This window comes from Terribium retamae (assembly GCF_022347545.1).
GTDB lineage: Bacteria > Pseudomonadota > Alphaproteobacteria > Rhizobiales > Rhizobiaceae > Mesorhizobium > Mesorhizobium retamae.
The window spans coordinates 1-19,647 of sequence record NZ_JAKREW010000062.1; the positions used below are offsets into that span (position 1 = coordinate 1).

General features: G+C 64.9%; 8 protein-coding genes and 1 pseudogene. 5 read left to right on the forward strand and 4 right to left on the reverse strand.

Translation table 11 applies throughout. The features are described 5' to 3' along the window. The 4 genes from L4923_RS28450 to L4923_RS28465 all read right to left on the reverse strand — a co-directional run. Positions 1–1,325, reverse strand: a 1,325-nt coding sequence (locus tag L4923_RS28450) for an ATP-binding protein (protein ID WP_239370473.1), incomplete at its 3' end; no start/stop codon positions are given. Then, positions 1,322–1,960: a DUF4194 domain-containing protein gene (locus L4923_RS28455; protein ID WP_239370474.1), complete on the reverse strand. Its 639-nt coding sequence runs from the start codon at positions 1,958–1,960 to the stop codon at positions 1,322–1,324. The genes L4923_RS28450 and L4923_RS28455, both read right to left, overlap by 4 nt. Continuing rightward, a complete protein-coding gene (locus L4923_RS28460; RefSeq protein WP_239370475.1) occupies positions 1,950–3,401 on the reverse strand; it encodes a Wadjet anti-phage system protein JetA family protein in 1,452 nt (483 codons plus the stop codon). Before L4923_RS28460 ends, L4923_RS28455 begins: the two co-directional genes overlap by 11 nt. A gap of 934 nt (positions 3,402–4,335) precedes the next feature. Continuing rightward, positions 4,336–15,474, reverse strand: coding sequence for an autotransporter-associated beta strand repeat-containing protein (locus L4923_RS28465; protein ID WP_239370476.1), 11,139 nt, complete (start codon positions 15,472–15,474; stop codon positions 4,336–4,338). A gap of 500 nt (positions 15,475–15,974) precedes the next feature. Between L4923_RS28465 and L4923_RS28470 the strand changes: the two genes are divergently transcribed. The 5 genes and pseudogenes from L4923_RS28470 to L4923_RS28495 all read left to right on the forward strand — a co-directional run bounded on the left by L4923_RS28470 (position 15,975) and on the right by L4923_RS28495 (position 19,574). Then, positions 15,975–17,540, forward strand: coding sequence for a tetratricopeptide repeat-containing sulfotransferase family protein (locus tag L4923_RS28470; protein WP_239370477.1), 1,566 nt, complete (start codon positions 15,975–15,977; stop codon positions 17,538–17,540). A gap of 316 nt (positions 17,541–17,856) precedes the next feature. Continuing rightward, a pseudogene (locus L4923_RS28480) lies at positions 17,857–18,265 on the forward strand (site-specific integrase); the annotation flags it as partial. 77 nt (positions 18,266–18,342) lie between these two features. Further along, on the forward strand, positions 18,343–18,609 hold the full coding sequence (locus L4923_RS28485; RefSeq protein WP_239370479.1) for a type II toxin-antitoxin system Phd/YefM family antitoxin: 267 nt from the start codon (positions 18,343–18,345) through the stop codon (positions 18,607–18,609). Further along, positions 18,606–19,028 (forward strand): type II toxin-antitoxin system VapC family toxin, encoded by a 423-nt coding sequence (locus tag L4923_RS28490; protein ID WP_239370480.1) that lies wholly within the window; start codon positions 18,606–18,608, stop codon positions 19,026–19,028. The genes L4923_RS28485 and L4923_RS28490 overlap by 4 nt, the downstream gene beginning before the upstream one ends. A gap of 123 nt (positions 19,029–19,151) precedes the next feature. Beyond that, on the forward strand, positions 19,152–19,574 hold the full coding sequence (locus L4923_RS28495) for a hypothetical protein (protein WP_343304384.1): 423 nt from the start codon (positions 19,152–19,154) through the stop codon (positions 19,572–19,574). Positions 19,575–19,647 lie beyond the last annotated feature (73 nt).

A 19,647-nucleotide genomic window follows, 5' to 3' on the forward strand; every position in this document is an offset into this window, starting at 1 on the left:
CCCGGCCCCAGGCCGGCGCCCGGGACGGCTTGTGGGCCCCCCCCCCCCCCCCCGCGCGCGCGACCCCCCCCCGGCACTGCCGCCCCCGGCGGGGCCCCAAAAACCGGGGCGCGGGGTGCCGCGCGCGCGCGCGCGCGGAACAGCTCGCCCGGGTTTATGGCGCCCAGCCGGTCGCGCAAGTCCAGGAGTTGGATCGCGCGCGCGGTGCTGAGGTGTCGAGCCAACAAGCGTTCCATGACGCCGGCATGGTCCCGTTCCAGCCCCCTGATCTCCTGTTCGACAATGGCGCGCTGCCCTTGCGCGCCGGTCGCCATGAGCTGTCGCTGCACGGACGCGAGCGCCTCGGTCGCGCGCTCAATCTCCTCCTCCACCCGCGCGAACTCCGCCGTGACGAGATGAAGTTCGCGTGCCTTCGACCTTCGTTCATTGACATTGGCCAGCAGCCTGGCGAACCCTTCGACCAGCATTGCCGTCTTCTCGAGCGCGCGGCAGGTGAATTCCTCGGCGAGCAGCCGGTCGAATTCCTCTATTTGGGCGCGGATTGCGCGAAGCGCTTCCAGCCTTCGGTTGAGGTCGGCGATGGTTTTCTGGATCTCGCGATAACGGCGGATGGAATCGCGCAGTTCGGCGATGTCGATCGGCTGGGGCTCGAGCAGATAGCGGTGCACGAACTGTTCGACGGATGCGATGTCCGTGAAGGAAAGCGCGGCCACGAAAGTACGGACAAACCGCTCGGGATCCGACGTACGGCGACCTGTGAACAGCACACGCATGTACTCGCGGATGAACGTCTTGGCGTCGTCCGGGGTGAGGAGTTGACCGCCCGCCTCGCGGCATGCCTGGTCCAGTCTCCGGCGGGCAACGGGCCACGCGGTCGGTCGGAGCGCATCCTCGTCGGTATCCAGCAGCATCGAGGTGTCGACGCCGATACCCTCGGCGACAAAGCGCCCGGCTACCTCTGTTTGCTGCCCGCGAGCGGCTTCGATGGACAGGCCGAGGCTCACAGGCAACCGCCGCCTGTTCGGATCTTCGAAGACGAGAGCGATGCAACTCCTTGCCTGGCTCCTGAGGAAGGTATCCTCGTTGAGTTCGCCCAGGCAGTAGCCTCCGAGCGTGCGCTCCGAACGGCCGCCGCTCTCGCCCGCCGACCGGTTGAACCGGTAAAGGCGGGACGAACCGCCCGCCATCACCGCCTGTATCAGATCGATGATCGTGGACTTGCCGGACCGGTTCTGGCCGAGGATGGCGGCATCCCCGGCCAGGTCGAGGTCGGCCCGCACCATCATATGCCAGTTTACGAGGACGATCCGCCGCAATTCCATCATGTCTCGCCTTCCGCCACGGCCTGATCGTCCGGCACGACCGGACGCGACAATATCTGCTCGAGCGACGCGACAAAGTCATCGCCCGCGACGCTGGTGACGAGCGCGCGGATGTCGAGATCCATATCCTGTGTGTCTGCGTCGAACTCGCCGAGGCGGACGATCGCCTTGCGCTCGAGCATCCGCAGCACATCGCGGAATTCGTTTGGCGCAAGGGCGGCGCGTCGCGTGCCGGCGACTATCCCCTGATAGGCCGCATACGCCTCGTTGAGCGTCGTGCGGACGGTTCCGTTGGCGTAGATTTCGCCAAGTTGCAGCGCCTCTTCCCAGAGCCGCCGCATGACGAGCAGCGCGATCGTCTCGTCGATGCGCAACCGCGGCAGCGACGTGCGTTCGGGATCGGGCAGGATTCCCGCCCAGCCTTCCGTCTCGCGATGGACGAGACGGTAACCAGCGACGTCGAAGTAAGCCTCGACGAGTTTGGCAAGCTCCGGGCGCTGCAGCGTTTCGAGCAATGTCGCTGCGCCACGATCTTCGACGTGAACAAACTGGTTTCGCATCAAATGCGCGATAAGCTGCGTGACCCTCAGGAAGCTGCGGGGATTCGAGTTCTCGAGGGTGTTGAATTCAAGCAGCATGCCCGACTTCCACTGTTATGCTGTCGTCGAGGCGCTTCACGCGGAAGCCGCCACAGTCCAACCACGCGTTCGACACCGCCTCGTCGGACGCCACGAACTCGAACCGGCCCTCAAGAACCTTCGCCAGCCGCGAGCCGGGGTCAACGCCACCGCTGACGATCATTCGTATGGCTTCGAAGGCCAGGAAATCGTCGACGGTCCCGATCCTCATGGCCGCCGCCGTGGTCTCGCCAAAGGGCTTCACTCGCCCTTCGAGGAAACGGCTGATCTTTGCTGGAGAGACGGTCAGGCGATCCAGGTACTCCCGCTCGAGCTGGCGCCTGAACTCGCGTATCGGATCGGGCGCCGGAAGAGCCAGGCCGGCATCGACGATCTCAGGCCGCGTGCCGCGCGGTCTGGCAAGGAGGTCGGGCGCGACCACGGTCATGCGGGGTTCGATCAATCCCTGGATCGCAAAATCGTCCGCACCCTGCGAAAGGGCATCGTCGAGATGCTGGAGGACCTGCTCGCTGCGCTGGAGGAAATTGGTCCGGCGCCCGGCGTATCTGACCACGTTGCGCAGCCGCGTTTCGAGCCTGGACCGGTGTTGCTGGATCGCCTCGAAGGATTCCTCAATCCGTTCGAACACGCGCCGAATCCGAAACAGGTCCTCCTGCACCAGGTCGCGCGCTGCTTGCCCATCGGGAACCAGTCGTGCTTCGAGGTACGCATCAGCGATCGCGGCCAGGTCAATCTCGGAATCCTCCAGCTCGTCGAGGGAGGTCAGGATCGTTCGCCGATGCCGATAGGGATGCGCCGTGGTCGAGATCGACGTGTAGTCGCGCAGGAGCACGCGCTCGACGAAGTCCTCGAAATAGTGCCGCAGCCGATCGGCAAGTGTATCGGAGGAAAGCACCTGCCGATCAACCTCCCGCAAGGCCGCGAGCACGCTTCTGAGGTACCGCCCGAAACGTGCAGAGTCCTGGGCGGCCTTGTTGAGGCCGAGAGCGTTGTCGGCCGGCTTCTCGCGGACCGCACGGATTGCGTTCCTGACTTCCACCACCAGGCCGCCGAGTTGCTCGGCACCGCCCTCCTTCAGGGCGCACAGGAATTCGGCGAGGCGCATCGCGCCGGATGGCATCTCCACGGTCGTCCTGAGGCCATAGCTTGCCTCGTCGAGCCAGCCTGTCTGCAGCATCCGGTTGTAGATGTGGCGGGAGCGGGTGATCGCGACCCCGGTGGCCTGATCGTCCACGCCCGCGACGCGGCGCCGCCTCACCCTTCGGCCGGTCCGCGTGACGAGACGGTCGAGATCGACGGCGGCTTCGTCCTCGGCCCACAGGCCGGGCTCCCGCGTGATGCAGTCGTAGATGACGCGGACCACCTCCGCCTCGGTCGGGAACAGCAGGTCAGACCGATAGAAGTCCTCATAGACGGCAAGGATCGCACGTTCATAGAGCAACCGGTTCCCACCGGAGAACACGGTGAAGATGTCCGGACCGAGTTGACCGAAGAGTTGCGGACGCGACGCATCCGACGCTGAAGATATTGCGGAACTTGCCAAGATTCCCACCCCAATAGCGAAGTTGGCGGGAGGAGGCCTGAAGGTCAAGCGATTAGGAACGATACGCGCCCATTAGGCACCAAAAACAATTCAACCGGCTTCGGACAACATCGTTTCAAGCGGGTCCTCTACGCGGGTATCCACCGCCGCAATGCGCCAACCGACCGGCAGTCCGTCGGCTTGCTTCTGGAAGTATCTCCAGGTGGGTCATCGCCTGGGTCTTTGTGAGTAACCAGATGGGGCTGGAGCTCAGGCTGAGGGAGGAATAGTCTTATGTCGTCCCAGATGTACGTCGGCCTCGTTCCAGTGGGCAGTTCATCCGGCCTGGGCTGGACGCAAAATGACTCCGTTTGCGAGAGTGGGGTGCATTGAACCCTCCTCGTCCAGTCACATTGTTTGGGTCGGCAGGGCAGCTCGTCATGGACATGAAGATCGGACCGGCAAGGCAACCAGGGCCGAAAAGACAGTTCTCAGCCTGCCACAACCTCATCGAAGTGGTAGACGGCGACGCGATCCAGCTGCGTTTTGCGCCGGCTGCCTTTACGCCGACAAGTCCCTCTACCGCTACACGATGTGGTTGCTCGCGACTGTCGCGCGTGACGATCCTGGATGCCTGCTGGATCTGCCACCCGTCAGCCTGAGAGCTTGAGGTGTTGCCCGGCGCCGATGGGGTTCGGCATCACGGCTTCTCCAGCATTGAGACCGATGTCTGCTTCCGGCGACCGCGGACTCTTCCACGCACAACAGCGGGCGAGTCAGATGTGTTGTTCGGTTGCGCGCCCGCTTGCTGGTAGCCTTGTCGCATAGATGATTGCCAAGCGCACGCTCTTCCTCACCACCTGACGCTGAATCCCAGCTTAGCGCCGATGCTCCTGCTGTCGCCGAAATCCTGCAGGCTGGTCCTGACAAGCGCCTCGCCGTAGACGGCGTAGCGGCCGTCCGCCCAATCCAGCGACCCTCCGAGTCCCAGCCCGCCCCACAGCTTCTGGTTCTGGCTTACGAAGCGCGCGCCCGAAACATCGACGGCTGAAGGATCGAGCAGGTCGTAGTAGAGATTTGCGATGCCATAGAGATGTGCGCGGCTTGCCCGCCCGGCGGCATCTGCCCACTGCCGCTCATAGTCGGCGGAAAGGCCAAGACGGCCAGTCAGGCTTTCGCTATCGCCAAGCGACACCCGCGCACCGAACGGATCCGTGAAGGTATCGAAATCGACGGCCGAATAGGCGAGCTGGACCTGCGGCGTGAGCGACCAGTTCTCGGTCAGGGCGAACTTCCGGCCCGTTTCGATGCTCACCGCATAGCCGAAACCGTCATTGCCGTCGGCAAGCTTGGTGCCCAGCGTCGCCGATTTGAGGTCGCTGTCGTACCAGGTCGCTTCGGCCTGCGCGTCGACATAGAAGCCGTCGCTGCCATACCAGGTCAGCGTCCCGCCAAGGCCATAGCCGGCGGCATCGATCGCGCCCGAGCCGAAAACCGAGGCAATGCGCGACGAGACGGTACCGTAGTGGACCGTGATACCGCCGATCAATATGCCCGCTCCGACCTCGTGCAGCAGGCCATCAAGCCCTGCCTGCAACCGCCAGCTGGTCACGTCGTAACCGGTGCCGGTCGTCGATGTCCGTGGATCGATATCGGTATGGGCTGCCTCGATGCGGGCCCAGATGCCCTTGCCATCTATCGCGCCGGCACCCGGAACGTCCGCGCCTTGCGGACTGACCGCCTCGCTCCAGGAGCGGTTGCCGACGCGTTGCTGCAGCGTGCCAAGCTGGTTGAAGGTCTGCAGAATGCCGGCATAGGCCTCGTAGATTGGCACGCCTGGCTGATACAGCGGCTGCGGGCCGTACGGGTTCATGTAGGTAGAGCGCAGGTACCAGTCGCCGTCGGACGGCGTGGCGATGCCGTTCTGGTAGAGACGATAGGCATAGGCGCCGCTCACCACCGCCTGTTCGCCTTCGAAGGCATAGTCGCCGAGGAGACTGAAATGGCCGCCCGATGTGCCGCCGACGTCGACGATCTTGATACCGTCGATGGTCTGCGCGCCGCTGCCGCCGAGATTGACCACCTTGACGTTGGTGGTGCCGGAGGTGTCGCCAGTGACGACCAGGCGGTCGCTCGGCGAGGCGGCGCCGCCGAGCGCGCTCTCGATCTCCAGCGTGCCGCCGGAGCCGACATAGTTGCCGGCAACCGTCAGCGTGCCGATCCCGTTGCCGGGCGCCACGGTGCCGCCGGCATGATTGTTCGTGTCGCAGACGGTGCCGGTGCCCTGCAGGCGGCCTCCATCGCGCACGTCGACGGTGCCGCACAGCTTGCCGTCGACGGCAAGCGTTCCCTCCTCCACCGCAGCGGTGCCGAAGTAGCCGGATGCGTCGGAGGCGATCCGGACCGTGCCGCTACCGCCCTTGATGAAGCTGCCGCCGCCGGCAAGCGCGCCGGTCAGGGTCAGTGTCGTGCCCGCGTCGGTCAGCATGGTTCCCTGGCCCGGCAGAGTGATGGAGCGGGCGGAGGTGAAGCTGGCCGTGGTGTGCAGCGCGCCGCCGTCGAAACCCAGATCGCCCGATGCGGCGCCAAGATTTGCGTCGCTTGACACCTGGAGCGTGCCGCCATTGATCGCGGTGCCGCCGTCATAGCTGTTGGCGCCGGAAAGCACGAGGGTGCCGCCGTCTGTCTTGACCAGCCGGCTGTTGCCAGTGATCTGTGAAGCGATCGTCGCCCCGACCGTCGCGCCGGTGCCGTCGCCGACCCGGATCGTCGATGCCGGTCCGACGAGTTCCAGGGAATCGCGGGCGATGACGTAGCCGTCCGTCATGAACTGCATGCCCGAGGCCGTCACCTGCCCGGTGCCGTTGTCCACGCTCACCGTGCCGGCCTTGCCCGCGAAGATCGCGAAGGCGCCGTCGGCATAGGAGGCGTTCACCATGCCCGTGCTCTCGGTCCAGTTGTCGTTGCCGGCCGAACCTTGCCACCTGCCGTCGCCGCCATTGATGGTTCCGTCGAATTTCGGACCGGCAGCACCGTCCCAGTAGTTCAGGTTGAGGCCGGCCGTGTTGACCAGGTTGACCTGATTGGCGATCGCCGTCTGCACGAAGTATCCAACCGACGGGATGGCGCCGACAGCCAACCCGTTGTTGGTCAATGTGCCGGCATAGTCGAACAGCCGGTAGATGCCGGGGCCGAACGTGCCGCCCGACGGGACCGAAACGTTGAGCGTGCCGTCGAGCACCAGGTTGCCACCGACGGTGACGAGGTCGTTGAGCGCCCCACCCGGCGCGTTCGCTTGGCCGAGGCTGTAGTTGAGGATCGAGCCGCCGGAGAGCGCCAGGTTGCCGGCGATGGCAAGCGCGCCGGGCGTGCCATCGGCTGCGCCGGGCGACAGCATGGCGCCATCGGCGATCGTGACGTTGCCGCCGATCGTGCCTGTGCCGCCGAGCGTCGCCCCGCCGGCGACGGAGGTTGGCCCGGTTGCCGCGCCATGATTGCCGTTGATGTAGAGGCTGCCGGCCGAAACAGTCGTCGAACCCTGATGGCTGGCGGATCCGTTCAGGATCAGCGCCGCGCTGCCGGTCTTGGTGAAGCCGCCGGTGCCGTCGAACGCTCCGGACAAAGTCAGGTTGGCATCGGTCTGGAACGTGCCGCCGGCCTCGCCGAGCGTGACCCCGCGCGCCGTATCGATGGTCACCGTGTTGCGCAGCGTGCCGCCATCCAGGACAAGGCCGCCTATGCCCAGATTGGCATCGCTTGAGAATTGCAGCGTGCCCTGCCGGATCTCGGTGCCGCCGGCATAGGTGTTGACGCCGCTGAGCACCAGCGTGCCGAGATCGGTCTTCACCAGCCGGGAATTGCCGCCGAGCACCGAGGCGACGGTGGCCGTGTAGCCCGCAGCCGGCAAGGTGCCGTCGCCGACCCGGATGATCGATTCCGGTCCGACCAGTTCGATCGCGTCGCCCTCGATGCGGTAGCCATCGCTGGCGAACTGCATGCCCGAGGCCTGCACCTGGCCGTTCGTGTTGTCGACGCCGACGTTGCCGGCGGTGCCGGCAAAGATGGCGAAGGCGCCATTGGCGAACGCGGCGTTGAGGTGCCCGGTGTCTTCCGTCCAATTGTCGTCGCTTGCCGCCCGCCAGGTACCGGCGCCGCCATTAACGCGATCGTTGCCATGCAGGGCCAGGGCATCGCCGTCCCAGTAATTGAGCGTGACCCCGCTGGTGTTGACCAGATTGACCTGGCCGGCGACCGAGGTCTGCACGACATGGTCCGGCGACGTCTCGACAAGGCCGAGATCGGTCAGCACCCCGCCATAGCTGATGATACGATAGATGCCTGGGCCGAAGTCACCGCCGGGCGTCTGCGTCACCGCCACAGTGCCGTCGAGAGTGAGATTGCCCTGCACGACGGTAAGGTCGTTATAGGCGCCGCCCACCACGCCCGCCTGGCCAAAATTGTAGTTGAGCGTCGAATTCGTAGCGAGCGTCAACGCACCGCTGATCGTCAGCGTCCCCGGCACAGCGCCGACATTGCCGGGGTTCAGCGCGCCGCCGTCCAGCACGGCGACATCCCCGCCCACCGTGCCGACGCCACCCAGCGCACCGCCGGCCTCAACCGTTGTGGCACCGGTCGCCGCGGACTGATTGCCGTTGACGACGAGCGTGCCCTCACGCACGTTCGTGCTGCCGCCATAAGCATTGTCGGCGGTCAGGATCGTGACGCCGCTGCCGATCTGGTCGACGACGCCGCCGCCCGAGATCAGGCCGGCGAAGGCGTAGCTGTCGTTGCGGTTGAAGACAAGCGTACCGTTGTTGGCGACATTGCCATCAAGCGAACCGGTCGCGCCGCCAGCGCCCAGTTGCAGCGTGCCGCCTGCGATCGTCGTGCCACCGGAGTACGTGTTCGCGGCATTGAGCACCAGCGTGCCGGCACCGGCCTTGGTCAGTGCGCCGGCCCCGGCCATGGTCCCATTGAGCGTCAGCGTCGTCGCGGCGTCGGTTGCGAAAATGCCGCCGCCGGCATTGAGCGTGGCGGTCCGTGCCGAAGCGAACGAGGCGGTGGTGTGCAGCGCGCCGCCGCCGAAGCTCAGCGCGCTAGCCGCATTGCCGAGATTGGCGTCGGTCGCAACCTCGACGGTGCCGCCATTGATGGTGGTGCCGCCCAGATAATTGTTGGTGCCCGCAAGCACCAGCGTACCGCCATCCGTCTTGGTCAGCGTGCCGGCGCCGGCAATCGCTCCGTTGAGCGTCAGCGTGGTGAGATTGTCCGTCCGGAATGTGCCGCCGCCGGCGTTCAGTGTTACCGCGCGGCCCGAGCTGAACGCTGCAGTGTTGTGCAGCGTGCCACCGGCCATGGCGAGCCCCCCCGTAGCGGCACCGAGATTCCCGTCGGCCGAGACTTGAAGCGTGCCGCCGTTGATCGCGGTGCCGGCGCCATAGCTGTTGGTGCCGGCAAGCACGAGCGTGCCGAGGTCGGTCTTCACGAGCTGGGTGGCACCGGAAAGATCGGAGTTGATGGTGGCGGCATAGGCCGCGCCCGCCGCCGTGCCGTCACCGACGCGGATGATCGACTGGAGACCAGCCTGCGTGGGATCGTCGACCAGCACGACAGGATTGCCCTCCACCACATAGCCGTTCGTGGCGAACTGCATGCCTGTGGCCTGCACCTGGCCGTTGCCATTTTCGACGTCGACCGTACCCGCGGCACCCTGGAAGATGGCGAAGCTGCCATTGGCGAAAGGTGCTGCGAAGAGCCCTGTCGAGTCCGTCCAGTTGGTGTCGCCCGCGGCGCGCCATGTTCCATTGCCGCCATTGACCGCGCTGTTCGAATGGGGGCCGGCATCGCCGTCCCAGAAGCTGAGCGCCAACCCGGCCGAGTTGACGAGATTGACCTGGTTGGCGACCGCCGTTTGCACGAAATAGTTCGGGTCGGTGAGGTTGAGCCCGTTGTCGATCAGCACACCGCCGTAGTTGAAGACGCGGTAGACGCCCGGCCCGAAGGTGCCGCCCGGCGTCTGCGTGATGTTCAGCGTGCCGTCGAGCGTCAGGTCGCCGCCCACATTGACGAGGTCGTTGAGCGCTCCGCCGGGAACGTTGGCCTGGCCGAAATTGACGTTGACGTTGGACGCATTGTTGAGCGTCAGCCCGCCGTTGATGGTGAGTGCGCCAGGCGCGCTGCCAGCCCCTCCGGGGCTGAGCGTGCCGCCGTTGGCAATCGTCACGCTGCCGCCGATGGTGCCGGTGCCGCCCAGGGTGGCACCGCTCGCGACCGATGTCGGGCCGGTGGCGCCGGCCTGGTTGCCGTTGACGAAGACGGTCCCCGCATCGATGTCGGTCGCGCCTTGGTAGCTGTTGTTACCTGCCAGGATCAGAGTGCCATCGCCGGCCTTGGTCAACGCGCCCGCGCCCGAAACCGCACCGGTCAGGGTCAATGTGGTGCCGGAATTGATCGAGAAGGTGCCGGCCCCCTGCAGGTTGGTGGCGCGGCTGGAGATGAAGCTTGCCGTGGTGTTGAGCGTGCCGCCGCCGTTGAAGGCAAGGCCGCCGCTCGCGGCTCCGAGATTGGCGTCGCTCGAGACCAGCAGCGTGCCGGCTGTGATGCTGGTGCCGCCCTGATAGCTGTTGGTGCCGGCAAGGATGGTCGTGCCGCTGCCCATCTGATGGACCGCGCCGGTGCCCGATATCTTTGCCGCAAAGGTCTTGCCGTCGTTCCAGTTGAACGCCAGCGTGCCGTTGTCGAGCACATCGCCAACGATCGTGCCGGTCGTGCCGCCATTGCCGAGCTGCAGCGTGCCCTGCGCGATCGCCGTGCCGCCGGTATAGACATTGGTGCCGGTCAGGATCGTGGTGCCGGTACCGAGCTGCCGCATCGAACCGATCCCATGGATATCGCCTGCGATGGTGAGCGTGTCCGACCGGTTGAAGCCGAGCACGCCGGCATTGTTGATCGTGCTGCTGACGATCGATCCGGTGGTGCCGCCATTGCCGATCACCAGCGTGCCGGCATTGACGTTGGTGATCCCGGTATAGGTGTTGTAACCGGTCAGGATCCACTTGCCGGGATCGTTCTTGGCGAGCGACGTGATGTTGGCGACATTCTGGTCGCCGATCGTCGCCCCCATGATGTTGTCGCCGGCATTGGAGCCGCCGAGCGCCATCACCCGCGCGCCGACGCCGCTGTAGGATACCGCGCCGGTATCGGTGAAATTGACCGCTCCGGTCCCAGACGATTCGATGAACGTGGTGCCCACGGCCAGGGTGAAGCGCCGGTCGGTGCTGTCGCCCGAACCCGTGTAGCGCAGCGTCGATCCGCTGCCGATGGTCAGGTTCGAGGCCGCGTTGGATGAGGCGCCGATGCTGCTGGCTGCCCCGCTGTTGGAGAGCTTGTCCACGCCCAGCACGCCGCCCAGGATCTGGGTGACACCGCTGTAGGTGCTGGCCGGGTTCGTCAGGATCCAGGTGCCGGCATCCTGCTTGACGAACGATGTGACGCCGGTGCCGTTGTTGTCGAGCCGCAGCCCGAACCTGTTGTCGTTCGTGTTGGAGCCACCAAGCCGGATGGTCTGTGCGGTGTTCAAATTCGCGAAGACGATCGCACCGGCGTTGGTGAAATTGACCGCGCCGGTGCCCGAAGAGAGAATCTGGGCGGTGCCGCCGATGGTCATGAGCCGGTCGGTGCTGTTGCCCGCACCGATATAGGTCAGGATCCCGTTGTTGACGACGAGGTTGCCGGCGGCGTTGCTCGATGCGCCGATCGAGCTGTTGACGCCGCCAATGGTCAGGCATTGCACTTGCACCTGGCCGCCGGTGATGCTCGTGGCGCCGGTATAGTTGCTGGCGCAACCATCAAGAACCTGGGTGCCGCCGCCTGCCTTGACCAGGCCGCCGGTACCGGTGATCAGGCCCGAATATGTGGCGGTCCCTCCGGTGAGCGTCAGCGTCCCGGATCCGAGCGCAATAGTGCCTCCGGCCGCGCCACCCCCGCTGATGACATTGGGGGACATGTTGTAGCCGTTGAGGTCGATCGCCGCGCCGGCCACATTGGCCAGCGTGAAGCTGCCCGTGCCGAATGCCGTGGCCGACCCTGCCCGCAGGATGCCGGCCTGGGCGTTGACACCGCCGGTGTTGTTGTTGTTGCCGGCCAGGACAAGCGTGCCGGCGCCATATTTCTGCACTTGCCCTGCGCCGGTCACATCGCCGGTGAAGGTCAGCGTCGTCGCGGCGTTGCTGACATCGAACTGGCCGGTGCTCTGCAGCGTGAAACCGCGATCAGTCGTGACGGTGCCCCCCGTGTAGCGCAGCATCGAGCCCAGGAACATGAGATTGGATGAAGCGCTTCCCGAGGCGCCGATGCCGCTGGCGGCGCCGCCGTTGGCCAGGCAATCAACGGCCAGAACGCCCTGGATCGTGGTGGCCCCGGTATAGCTGTTGTTGCAACCGACGAATGTCTGGGTACCGCCGCTGCCCTTTGTGAAGCCCCCGGTGCCCGATATCATACCGCTGAAGGAGCCGTTATTGCCGTTCGCGGTCAGCGTCGCGGAGTCCAGGGTGACGAGGCCGCCACCATTGAGCGCGCCGACGGTGTTGTCGATGCCGGCAAGATCCAGTGTCGCTCCGGCGTCGACCGTCATCAGCTGGTTCGTCGCCCCGAACGCTGCGGCGGAACCGGCCCGTAGCGTGCCCGCCGTCACGCGGGTTCCGCCGGTATAGGTGTTGGCGCCTGACAGGATAAGTGTTCCGGCGCCATCCTTGGTCAAGCCGCCGGTGCCGACCGCAGTCCCGCTCATCGTCAGCGTCGTCGCCAACTGCGAAACCGCGATCCGCCCGCCGCCCGCGCCTACCGTGAAGCCGCGATTGGTCGAGCCGGTGGCTCCCATATATTGCAGCGCGCCTCCGTTCTGGAGCACGAGGTTGGACGAGGCGGTGCCTGCGGCGCCGATCGAGCTGTTGACACCGCCATTGGCGAGCGTCGGGACCGCGAGCGCTCCGGCATTGACGGTGGTGGCGCCTGTAAAGCTGTTGTTCGAGCCGGCAAGCGTGAGCGTGCCGGCACCGTCCTTGACGAGGGTGGCGCCGTCCGAGCTGACGACCTGGCCGGACAGGGTCAAGTTGGCGGCAGCATTGGTGACGGAGATCGTGTCCGACGTGACCGCCCCGGAACGAGCGAATGTAAAGCCGCGGTCCGATGAGGCGCTGCCGCCGGTATATTCGAGCGTGCCGCCCTCGATCACCAGGTTGGACGATGCGCTGCCGGACGCGCCGATCGCGCTCGCCGCGCCGCCATTGGCGATCGAGTTGACCGACAGTGTGCCCTGGGCAACCATCGTTGCACCGGTGTAGGTGCTGAGGCCGCTCAGAGTGACCTTGCCCGTGCCGGACTTGGTGAAGCCGATTGTCCCTGTGTTGTTGGCGATCTGCGAGGCGATGGTGAATGTACCGGTGCCGTTCTGCTGGACGCCGAGCACGCCGCCGCCAAGCGTGCCGGTCATCGATCCGCCGGTGATGAGCTGGTTGGCTCCGCCCACCGAGGGCGCGACGATGATCGTACCGTCCACGCCGAGTGTGTTGCCGGCGCCTACGCTAACCGTCGAGTTGGCCGCCGCCGTATATTGCAGCCCGCCGATCTGAACGCTGCCGGCGACCGTGCCGGAATAAGGCGTGTTGGCGGTGCCGCCGGCGTCGCTGATGATCTCGTTGGAAAGCCAGGTGGAGGCATTGTCCTTGTTGACATAATCCGCAGCGGTGAAGGCAAGGATGTTGCCGCCTTGCACCTTGGCATAGTCCGATCCATTGACGGTGGCCCAGCCGCCGAGCGCGCCATCGATGTTGGTGGTGGTGATGGCGCCGGCCGTCGGCAGTACGAAGTTGGCGAGCCCGGCAGTGCGGGTGATCGTTCCGAGGTTGAGCGTGAGGCTGCCGGCGCTGCCCGATCTGGCGCTGACCGTGTTGTTGCTGCCGGTGATCGCAAGGCCGTTGACGCTCTGGCTGTTGGTCTCGCCGGCCGCGCCCGTGACGGCAAGCGTGCCGCCGCTCATCACGAGCGACGACGTCGTCGGGAGGATATTGCTGGTCGGGCCGCCGGCCGGCGAGAAATCGAGCGCCAGCGTGCCGCCGCCGAGCGTGGTTGCACCCGCATAGCTGTTGACGCCAGTCAGCGTCAGCGTGCCCGCGCCGAGCTTGGTGAGGGTACCGCTGCCGGTGATGCTGCCGCCATAGCCGTTGGTGACGCCGGTGCCGAGCGTGAGGGCGAGGTTGGCGCCGCCAAGCGCCACCGCGCCGCCCGTCCCGGTCAGCGAAGTGGCGGACATGTCGAACCCGTTGAGGTCGAGGGTGCCGCCTGTCGTCGTGATCCCCGTCGTGGTGCCGAAGGCTGAAGCGTTGCCAGCGCGCAGCGTGCCGCCGTTCACCGTGATGGTGCCGGTGCGCGTGTTGGCGCCGTCCACCACCCAGGTACCGCTGCCGCTGCTGGCGAGATTGCCATCGCCGGAGATCACGCCGGAAAAAGTGCTGGTTCCGGCAAAGCTGCCACCGAAGGTGAGTGTGTCGATCGGGCCGCCGGCCGCATAGGCCGCATTGCCGCTCAGCGTCAGCGCGCCGGAGCCGTCGTTGAGGATCGCGTTCGCTGCGTTGAGGCTCCAGGAGCGGTTGCTGCTGGCGCCTGCACCGGTATAGCTGAGCTGACCGAGATTGCCGAAATTGACAGATGATGCAGTGCCGAGTGAGCTTGCAACGCCACCATCGGCAAGGACTGGCGCCCGAACGATTCCACCGGAAATTCCCGCCACGCCGGCAAAGGTGTTGGCGCTACCGAGGGTCACGCTGCCCGCCGCGCTGCCTGCAAAGGTAATGCCACCGGTGCCGCTCAGCACGCCCAGCAGGTTGAGGTCCGCCGTCTCGGCCAAAAACGCTGCATTCACCACCGAGATGTCGCCCGTCAGCGTCAGCGCTCCGGTGCCTCGCTGCCTGAACACGCGACCCGGCCCACCGCCCAGGGCCCAGTTGCGGTTCGATGTGTCGCCATCGCCGACATAGATGATGCTGGACGAATACTGGCTACCGCCGATGAACTGGATCGTGCCGTCCGCGACAGTGGTCGGGGCGCCCAGTGCACTTGCCTCGCCAAGGTTGCGGACCGATGTGAAGGATATGCTGCCGGATCCCTGGGACTGGCCGAGCAACCGCGTGGGGCCAGTATAGTTGTTGGCATCATTGGTGAGGCTGTTGTTCGGATTAACATTCAAGCTGCCGCCGCCAGTATAGAAGACCGGCGCTGTGCCGGCGCCGCCGACTGTCAGCGTCGTGCCGGCCCCTATCGTGACGGTGCGGTTGGTGGCTCCGGAATCGATCACCAGGGAGGCGTCCGCCGTGGTCGTGACGCCGTTGCCCGCATCGCCGAGCGCAGCGCTGTTGGTGGCACGCAATGTACCACCACTCAGCGTGATCCCGCCGCTGAAGCTGTTGGCGCCGGTCAGATAGAGTTGGGCGCCACCGGTCTTGGTGAGGCCGCTGGTTCCCGCGAGGATCGAATTGATCGTCGTGTGGCCGATCGTGTTGATCGTGGGCGTCACGCCGCCGAGCGTCAGCGTGTTCCCGCCGATCACCCAGTTGTTGACCGTCTGGAAGGTCATGTTGTGGACCGAGATCGGCTCGGTCAGGTTGATCGTGCCGACAGCTGTGGTCGTGCCTGCGGCGGTGAGGCCAAAAACGGCGTTGTTGAGCGCGCTGTTGTCCCAGACCCGGTAAGGCCCCAGCACGTCGCTGTTGGATTCGCTCCAGAGTTGATCGGTCGTGTTCCAGTTTCCGCTGCCGCCGCTGCCGGTCGCAGTCCCGTTGGCATCCCAGTAAAGATCGGCCGCCTGCGCGGGGCTGGCAGCCAATCCGGTCATCAGTGCCAGCGGCAGAAATCCCGCGGACACCGTGCCGGCAGCACCTGACAGGAAGGTGGTCACCTGGGGAGCGTAGCTGGCCACCTCCCCCTTCCATTTGGTCATGCGCCCGCCGCGAAAAATGGGGCGGAAGGTCTCACGGTGACATGATCCGATCGATGCACCCGACCGGTTCGAGCCGTCAAGAATTTGCACATTCACGACTTGCCGCATCCCCCTTACGTCATCTCTTGGCCGCTTACCCCTCGCACCACCCCTAAGCAGGGCCGGCGTCCTCATCGAGGGAAGCGTTCCTTATGGCGATCAATGCGATGAAGGAGAGGGCAAAACCATCAGCTCCACAATGATGCACATGAGCATGCGCTTGTGTTCCAGCACGTCGCTGCCGGACGCGCTGCGGACCTGATCGTTCGTATTCCAATTGCCGTTCCCGCCTCAGCCGACATCGGATTGCCATCCCCTGCAGCACCTCTGATAAGCTGCTTCTAATAAGTTAACTTGTCGTTTGATTCGCGTCGACACTTCGAACCATCGAGCGCGCGATTGCGGACGCAACCGCGACAGAATATCTCCCGGTTTGATGACCGCCGCACGGTAGGATAACGATGCACCCCGAACTGGTCGCAGCCATCCAGGCCTTGCAGATTGGCGACTTGCCGAAGGCAGAAGCGTTCCTGCGTGCGTGCCTGGCGACCCAGCCGGCGAATGCCGGGGCCATGAGGTTGCTCGCCCACATTGCCGCCACGACGGGTTTTGCCGGGGATGCCGAACAACTCCTGCGCCGGGCGATCGCCATCGAGCCGGCGTTCATCGAAGCCCATGCCGATCTGGCGATGCTTCTTTGCCGGCTCGATCGCGCCGGGGAAGCCGTTGCGCTGCTCGATCGCGCCATCGCAGACTATCCCGGCGATATCTGGCCGCTTTCGCTCAAGGCTGCCGTCCTTGACGCCGAGCGTCGGACTGAAGAAGCCTTGGAAATCCACGAAGAACTGGTTCGGCGCGCGGGACATGCGGCGGTTCCATGGCTCAACTACGCGCATGTGCTTCAAACGACAGGGCGTATCGACGATGCCGTCGCCGCTTTCCGGAAATCCCTGCAGATCGATCCCGGCAGCGGATTTGCCTGGTGGGGACTGGTGAATCTTCGGACGGTCAGGCTTGGGACGAACGACATCGCACTGATCGAACGCGCCCTCGCGCATACCGGCGACATACAGCAGCGCGCGCAACTGCATTTTGCCCTCGGCAGGGCCTTCGGCGATCATGGCAGGTTCGAGGAGTCCTTCCATCACTATGAAACGGGAAATCAGGAGCGGCAGAAGCTGATCCCCTATGATCCCGGCGCGACCAGGGATCTGCTTCGCCGGATCGAGGCAAGGTTCGATGCCGGCTTCCTGGCGGAGCGCATGGGCCATGGATGCGATGCGCCCGATCCGATCTTCATCGTCGGCATGCCGCGCTCCGGCTCCACGCTGATCGAGCAGATCCTCGCCAGCCATCCGATGGTCGAAGGCTGCGGCGAGCTCTTCGAGTTGCAGAACCTCGTTGCGCAGCTCGTGGGGCGCAATGCCCCGCCATCCGCCTGGCCCGAAATCGTCATGGGGATGGGTGCAGGCGATCTGGAGGCCCTTGGCCAACGCTATCTTGCATCCGTGCGGCGGCACCGGAAGACGGAGCGCCCCTTCTTCACGGACAAGATGCCGTCCAACTGGCGCTATGCCGGCCTCATCCGCCTCATCCTGCCGAACGCCAGGATCGTCGACGTCAGGCGGCACCCGATGGCGTGCTGCTTTTCAGCCTTCAGCACCCACTTCAATCGGGAGACGAGCTTCCCGACCACTTTGCAAGATCTCGGCCGGTACTACGCCGACTGTGTCGGCATGATTGCGCACCTGAAGACGGTGGCGCCCGCCAACATCCATCGCGTTCGATACGAAAATGTGGTTAGCGATCTCAGAGGGGAAGTCGAGCGTCTGCTCGACTGCCTTGGCCTGCCGTTCGATGCTGCATGTCTGCGCTTCCACGAGAATCCCCGGGCCGTGCACACCGCGAGCGCCCAACAGGTCCGCCTGCCGATCAACAGCGAGGGTCTTGGCTTTTGGCGCAACTACGAGCCGTGGCTCGGCACTTTGCAAGTTGAGCTGGGTCCGCTGGCTGAATATGGAGCCTAGCGAGGAGCAGTCCAAAATCGCTGATGTCGTTACAGGCGTAACTGCAAAGTTTATGCAATTTGAGGCTCGGCGTCGCCAGCTTTTCGTCGGTGTGAATATACCTCTCAAGCTCGCCAAGGAGCGGAGGGAGCTTGTCGGGGGCCGGCGGTACGGATGCCGCATTTCCCGGCCGACTTCCCCCAATCCAATTCTGGCTACGGCGAACCTCTCCAGGTTGCTTGTTCGAGCCCCGCTCGCCACGCATCAACCGCTTGTGAGCCTCGTTCAGGAGCCGCATCGACAGGGGAAGTGCGCGTGCTGCGACGCATCCGAGGCCAAGCCCGGCTGGCCCGAGGTCGAAATCGGCCGCGGTTCATCGGATGCCACCTGCCCTGTCGTGGCACTGCAGACCTGGCTGAAGCTCGGCCGAATCGCGCATGGGCCGCTGTTGCGGAGGGTAACTGGACAAGGCAAAGTGGTTGGCGCCGAGCGGCTCAACGATCAGGACATGACCCGTCTGGCCAAGCGCGCGGCGCTTGCCGCGGGCGTGCGCGGCGATCTTTCGGAAGGCGAATGCCAAAGGCTGTTTGCCGGCCATTGGCTGCGCGCCGGCCTCGCCCGTCGGCGGAAGTCGACGAACGATTGTGCGAAAGCAGCTTGGTCATGCCTCGGCTGAGATGACCCGCAAATACCAGCGGGCGCGCGATCGTTTCCGCGTCAATCTCACCAAGGCATCAGGGCTCTGAGAAGCCTCCTCCCTTGTTGCAACCGTAAAGGCAATCCTATATAGTCACGATAGTCAAAGTGGTCATGGAGGTCAACGATGCTGCCGGCACCCAACGAAGATACCAACTGGACCGTCGCGGGAGCCAAAGCTCGGCTGTCGGAGGTCATCGAGCGCGCGCAGTCTGCACCTCAAACGATCACCCGCAACGGCAAGCCAAGTGTCGTTGTCGTCTCGGCCGAGGAATGGCAGCGCAAGACGGTGCGCAAGGGCACGCTTGCGCAGTTCCTGATGGATTCGCCGCTGCGCGGCACCGATCTCGACCTCGAGCGTCGGCGCGACGAACCGCGTGATCTGCGGCTGTGAGGCTGTTGCTCGATACCAATGTTCTGTCTGAGGTCACGAAGCCAACCCCCGACCCAAAGGTTCTGGAATGGCTGGATCAGCTCGATGAGGACCGTTCGTTCATCAGCGTGGTTTCGATTGCCGAGATCCGGCGCGGCGTCGCGCTCATGGACGAAGGCCGGAAACGCGAGACTCTGGCCGAATGGCTGGCGCAGGATCTGCCGCAACGTTTCGAGCAAAGGGTTCTCCATGTAGACGAGCCGATCGCTCTGGCCTGGGGCGATCTGATGGCCCTGGCCAAGCGTCGCGGTCGCGGTCTGTCATCCATGGATGGCTTGATTGCCGCAACAGCGACCGCGAAACAGCTCACCTTGGCGACCCGCAACACGAAGGATTTCGAAGGCCTCGAAATCGATCTCTTCGACCCGTGGTCCGTGTGAGCTGCAAGGCGGACAAAGCATCCGAGCCGGACTGCAAAAAGGAGGGGTGGCATTGCTGTCGTATCGCCTCATCCATCATGTCCTGGCGGAACGCGGCTTCGACCCCTCGGTCTTGTCTTTCCCGTGTCAGCCGTCATCCTCGATCGGATCGACGACTACCGGCGCGTGCTGGAAAGCTACTCACGTCGTCTTTTGCCGCTCGTTCGTTGGCGCGTGACCGACCGGGGCAATGTCGAGGTTCTGAATGAGACGGCGGACTTCTATCGCTATTTCGACGCGACACCCCAGGCGGAGTTTCTGTTCGAATGTGTCGCACGCGCCATCGATGTCGATCTGCCCGCCGAGACCGCGTTCCTCAGGAGCCACGACAGCTTCAAGATCCAGGTAAAGCGGATGATCGACATGCCGGACCGGGTGCTCGACCTGCTGTACCGTTTCCTGCGGCAAAACGCGGGCAAGCTGTCGAAGCGCGCGCGCGAAAAGGAAATCGCGGCCTTGACCGACGATGAAGCGGCGCGGATCAAAATGATCTACGCCGATCTCTAGATGTTTAGTCCCGGCATTTGCTGGAGCGGATTGAGAGTGAAGCGCTTGGGCTGGGAAGCCCATGCCTTGCAGA

Coding starts and splice junctions, on each gene's coding strand:
- L4923_RS28455 (WP_239370474.1), bottom strand. CDS start 1,960: ATGCTGCTTGAATTCAACACCCTCGAGAACTCGAATCCCCGCAGCTTC.
- L4923_RS28465 (WP_239370476.1), bottom strand. CDS start 15,474: ATGACCAAATGGAAGGGGGAGGTGGCCAGCTACGCTCCCCAGGTGACC.
- L4923_RS28470 (WP_239370477.1), top strand. CDS start 15,975: ATGCACCCCGAACTGGTCGCAGCCATCCAGGCCTTGCAGATTGGCGAC.
- L4923_RS28485 (WP_239370479.1), top strand. CDS start 18,343: ATGCTGCCGGCACCCAACGAAGATACCAACTGGACCGTCGCGGGAGCC.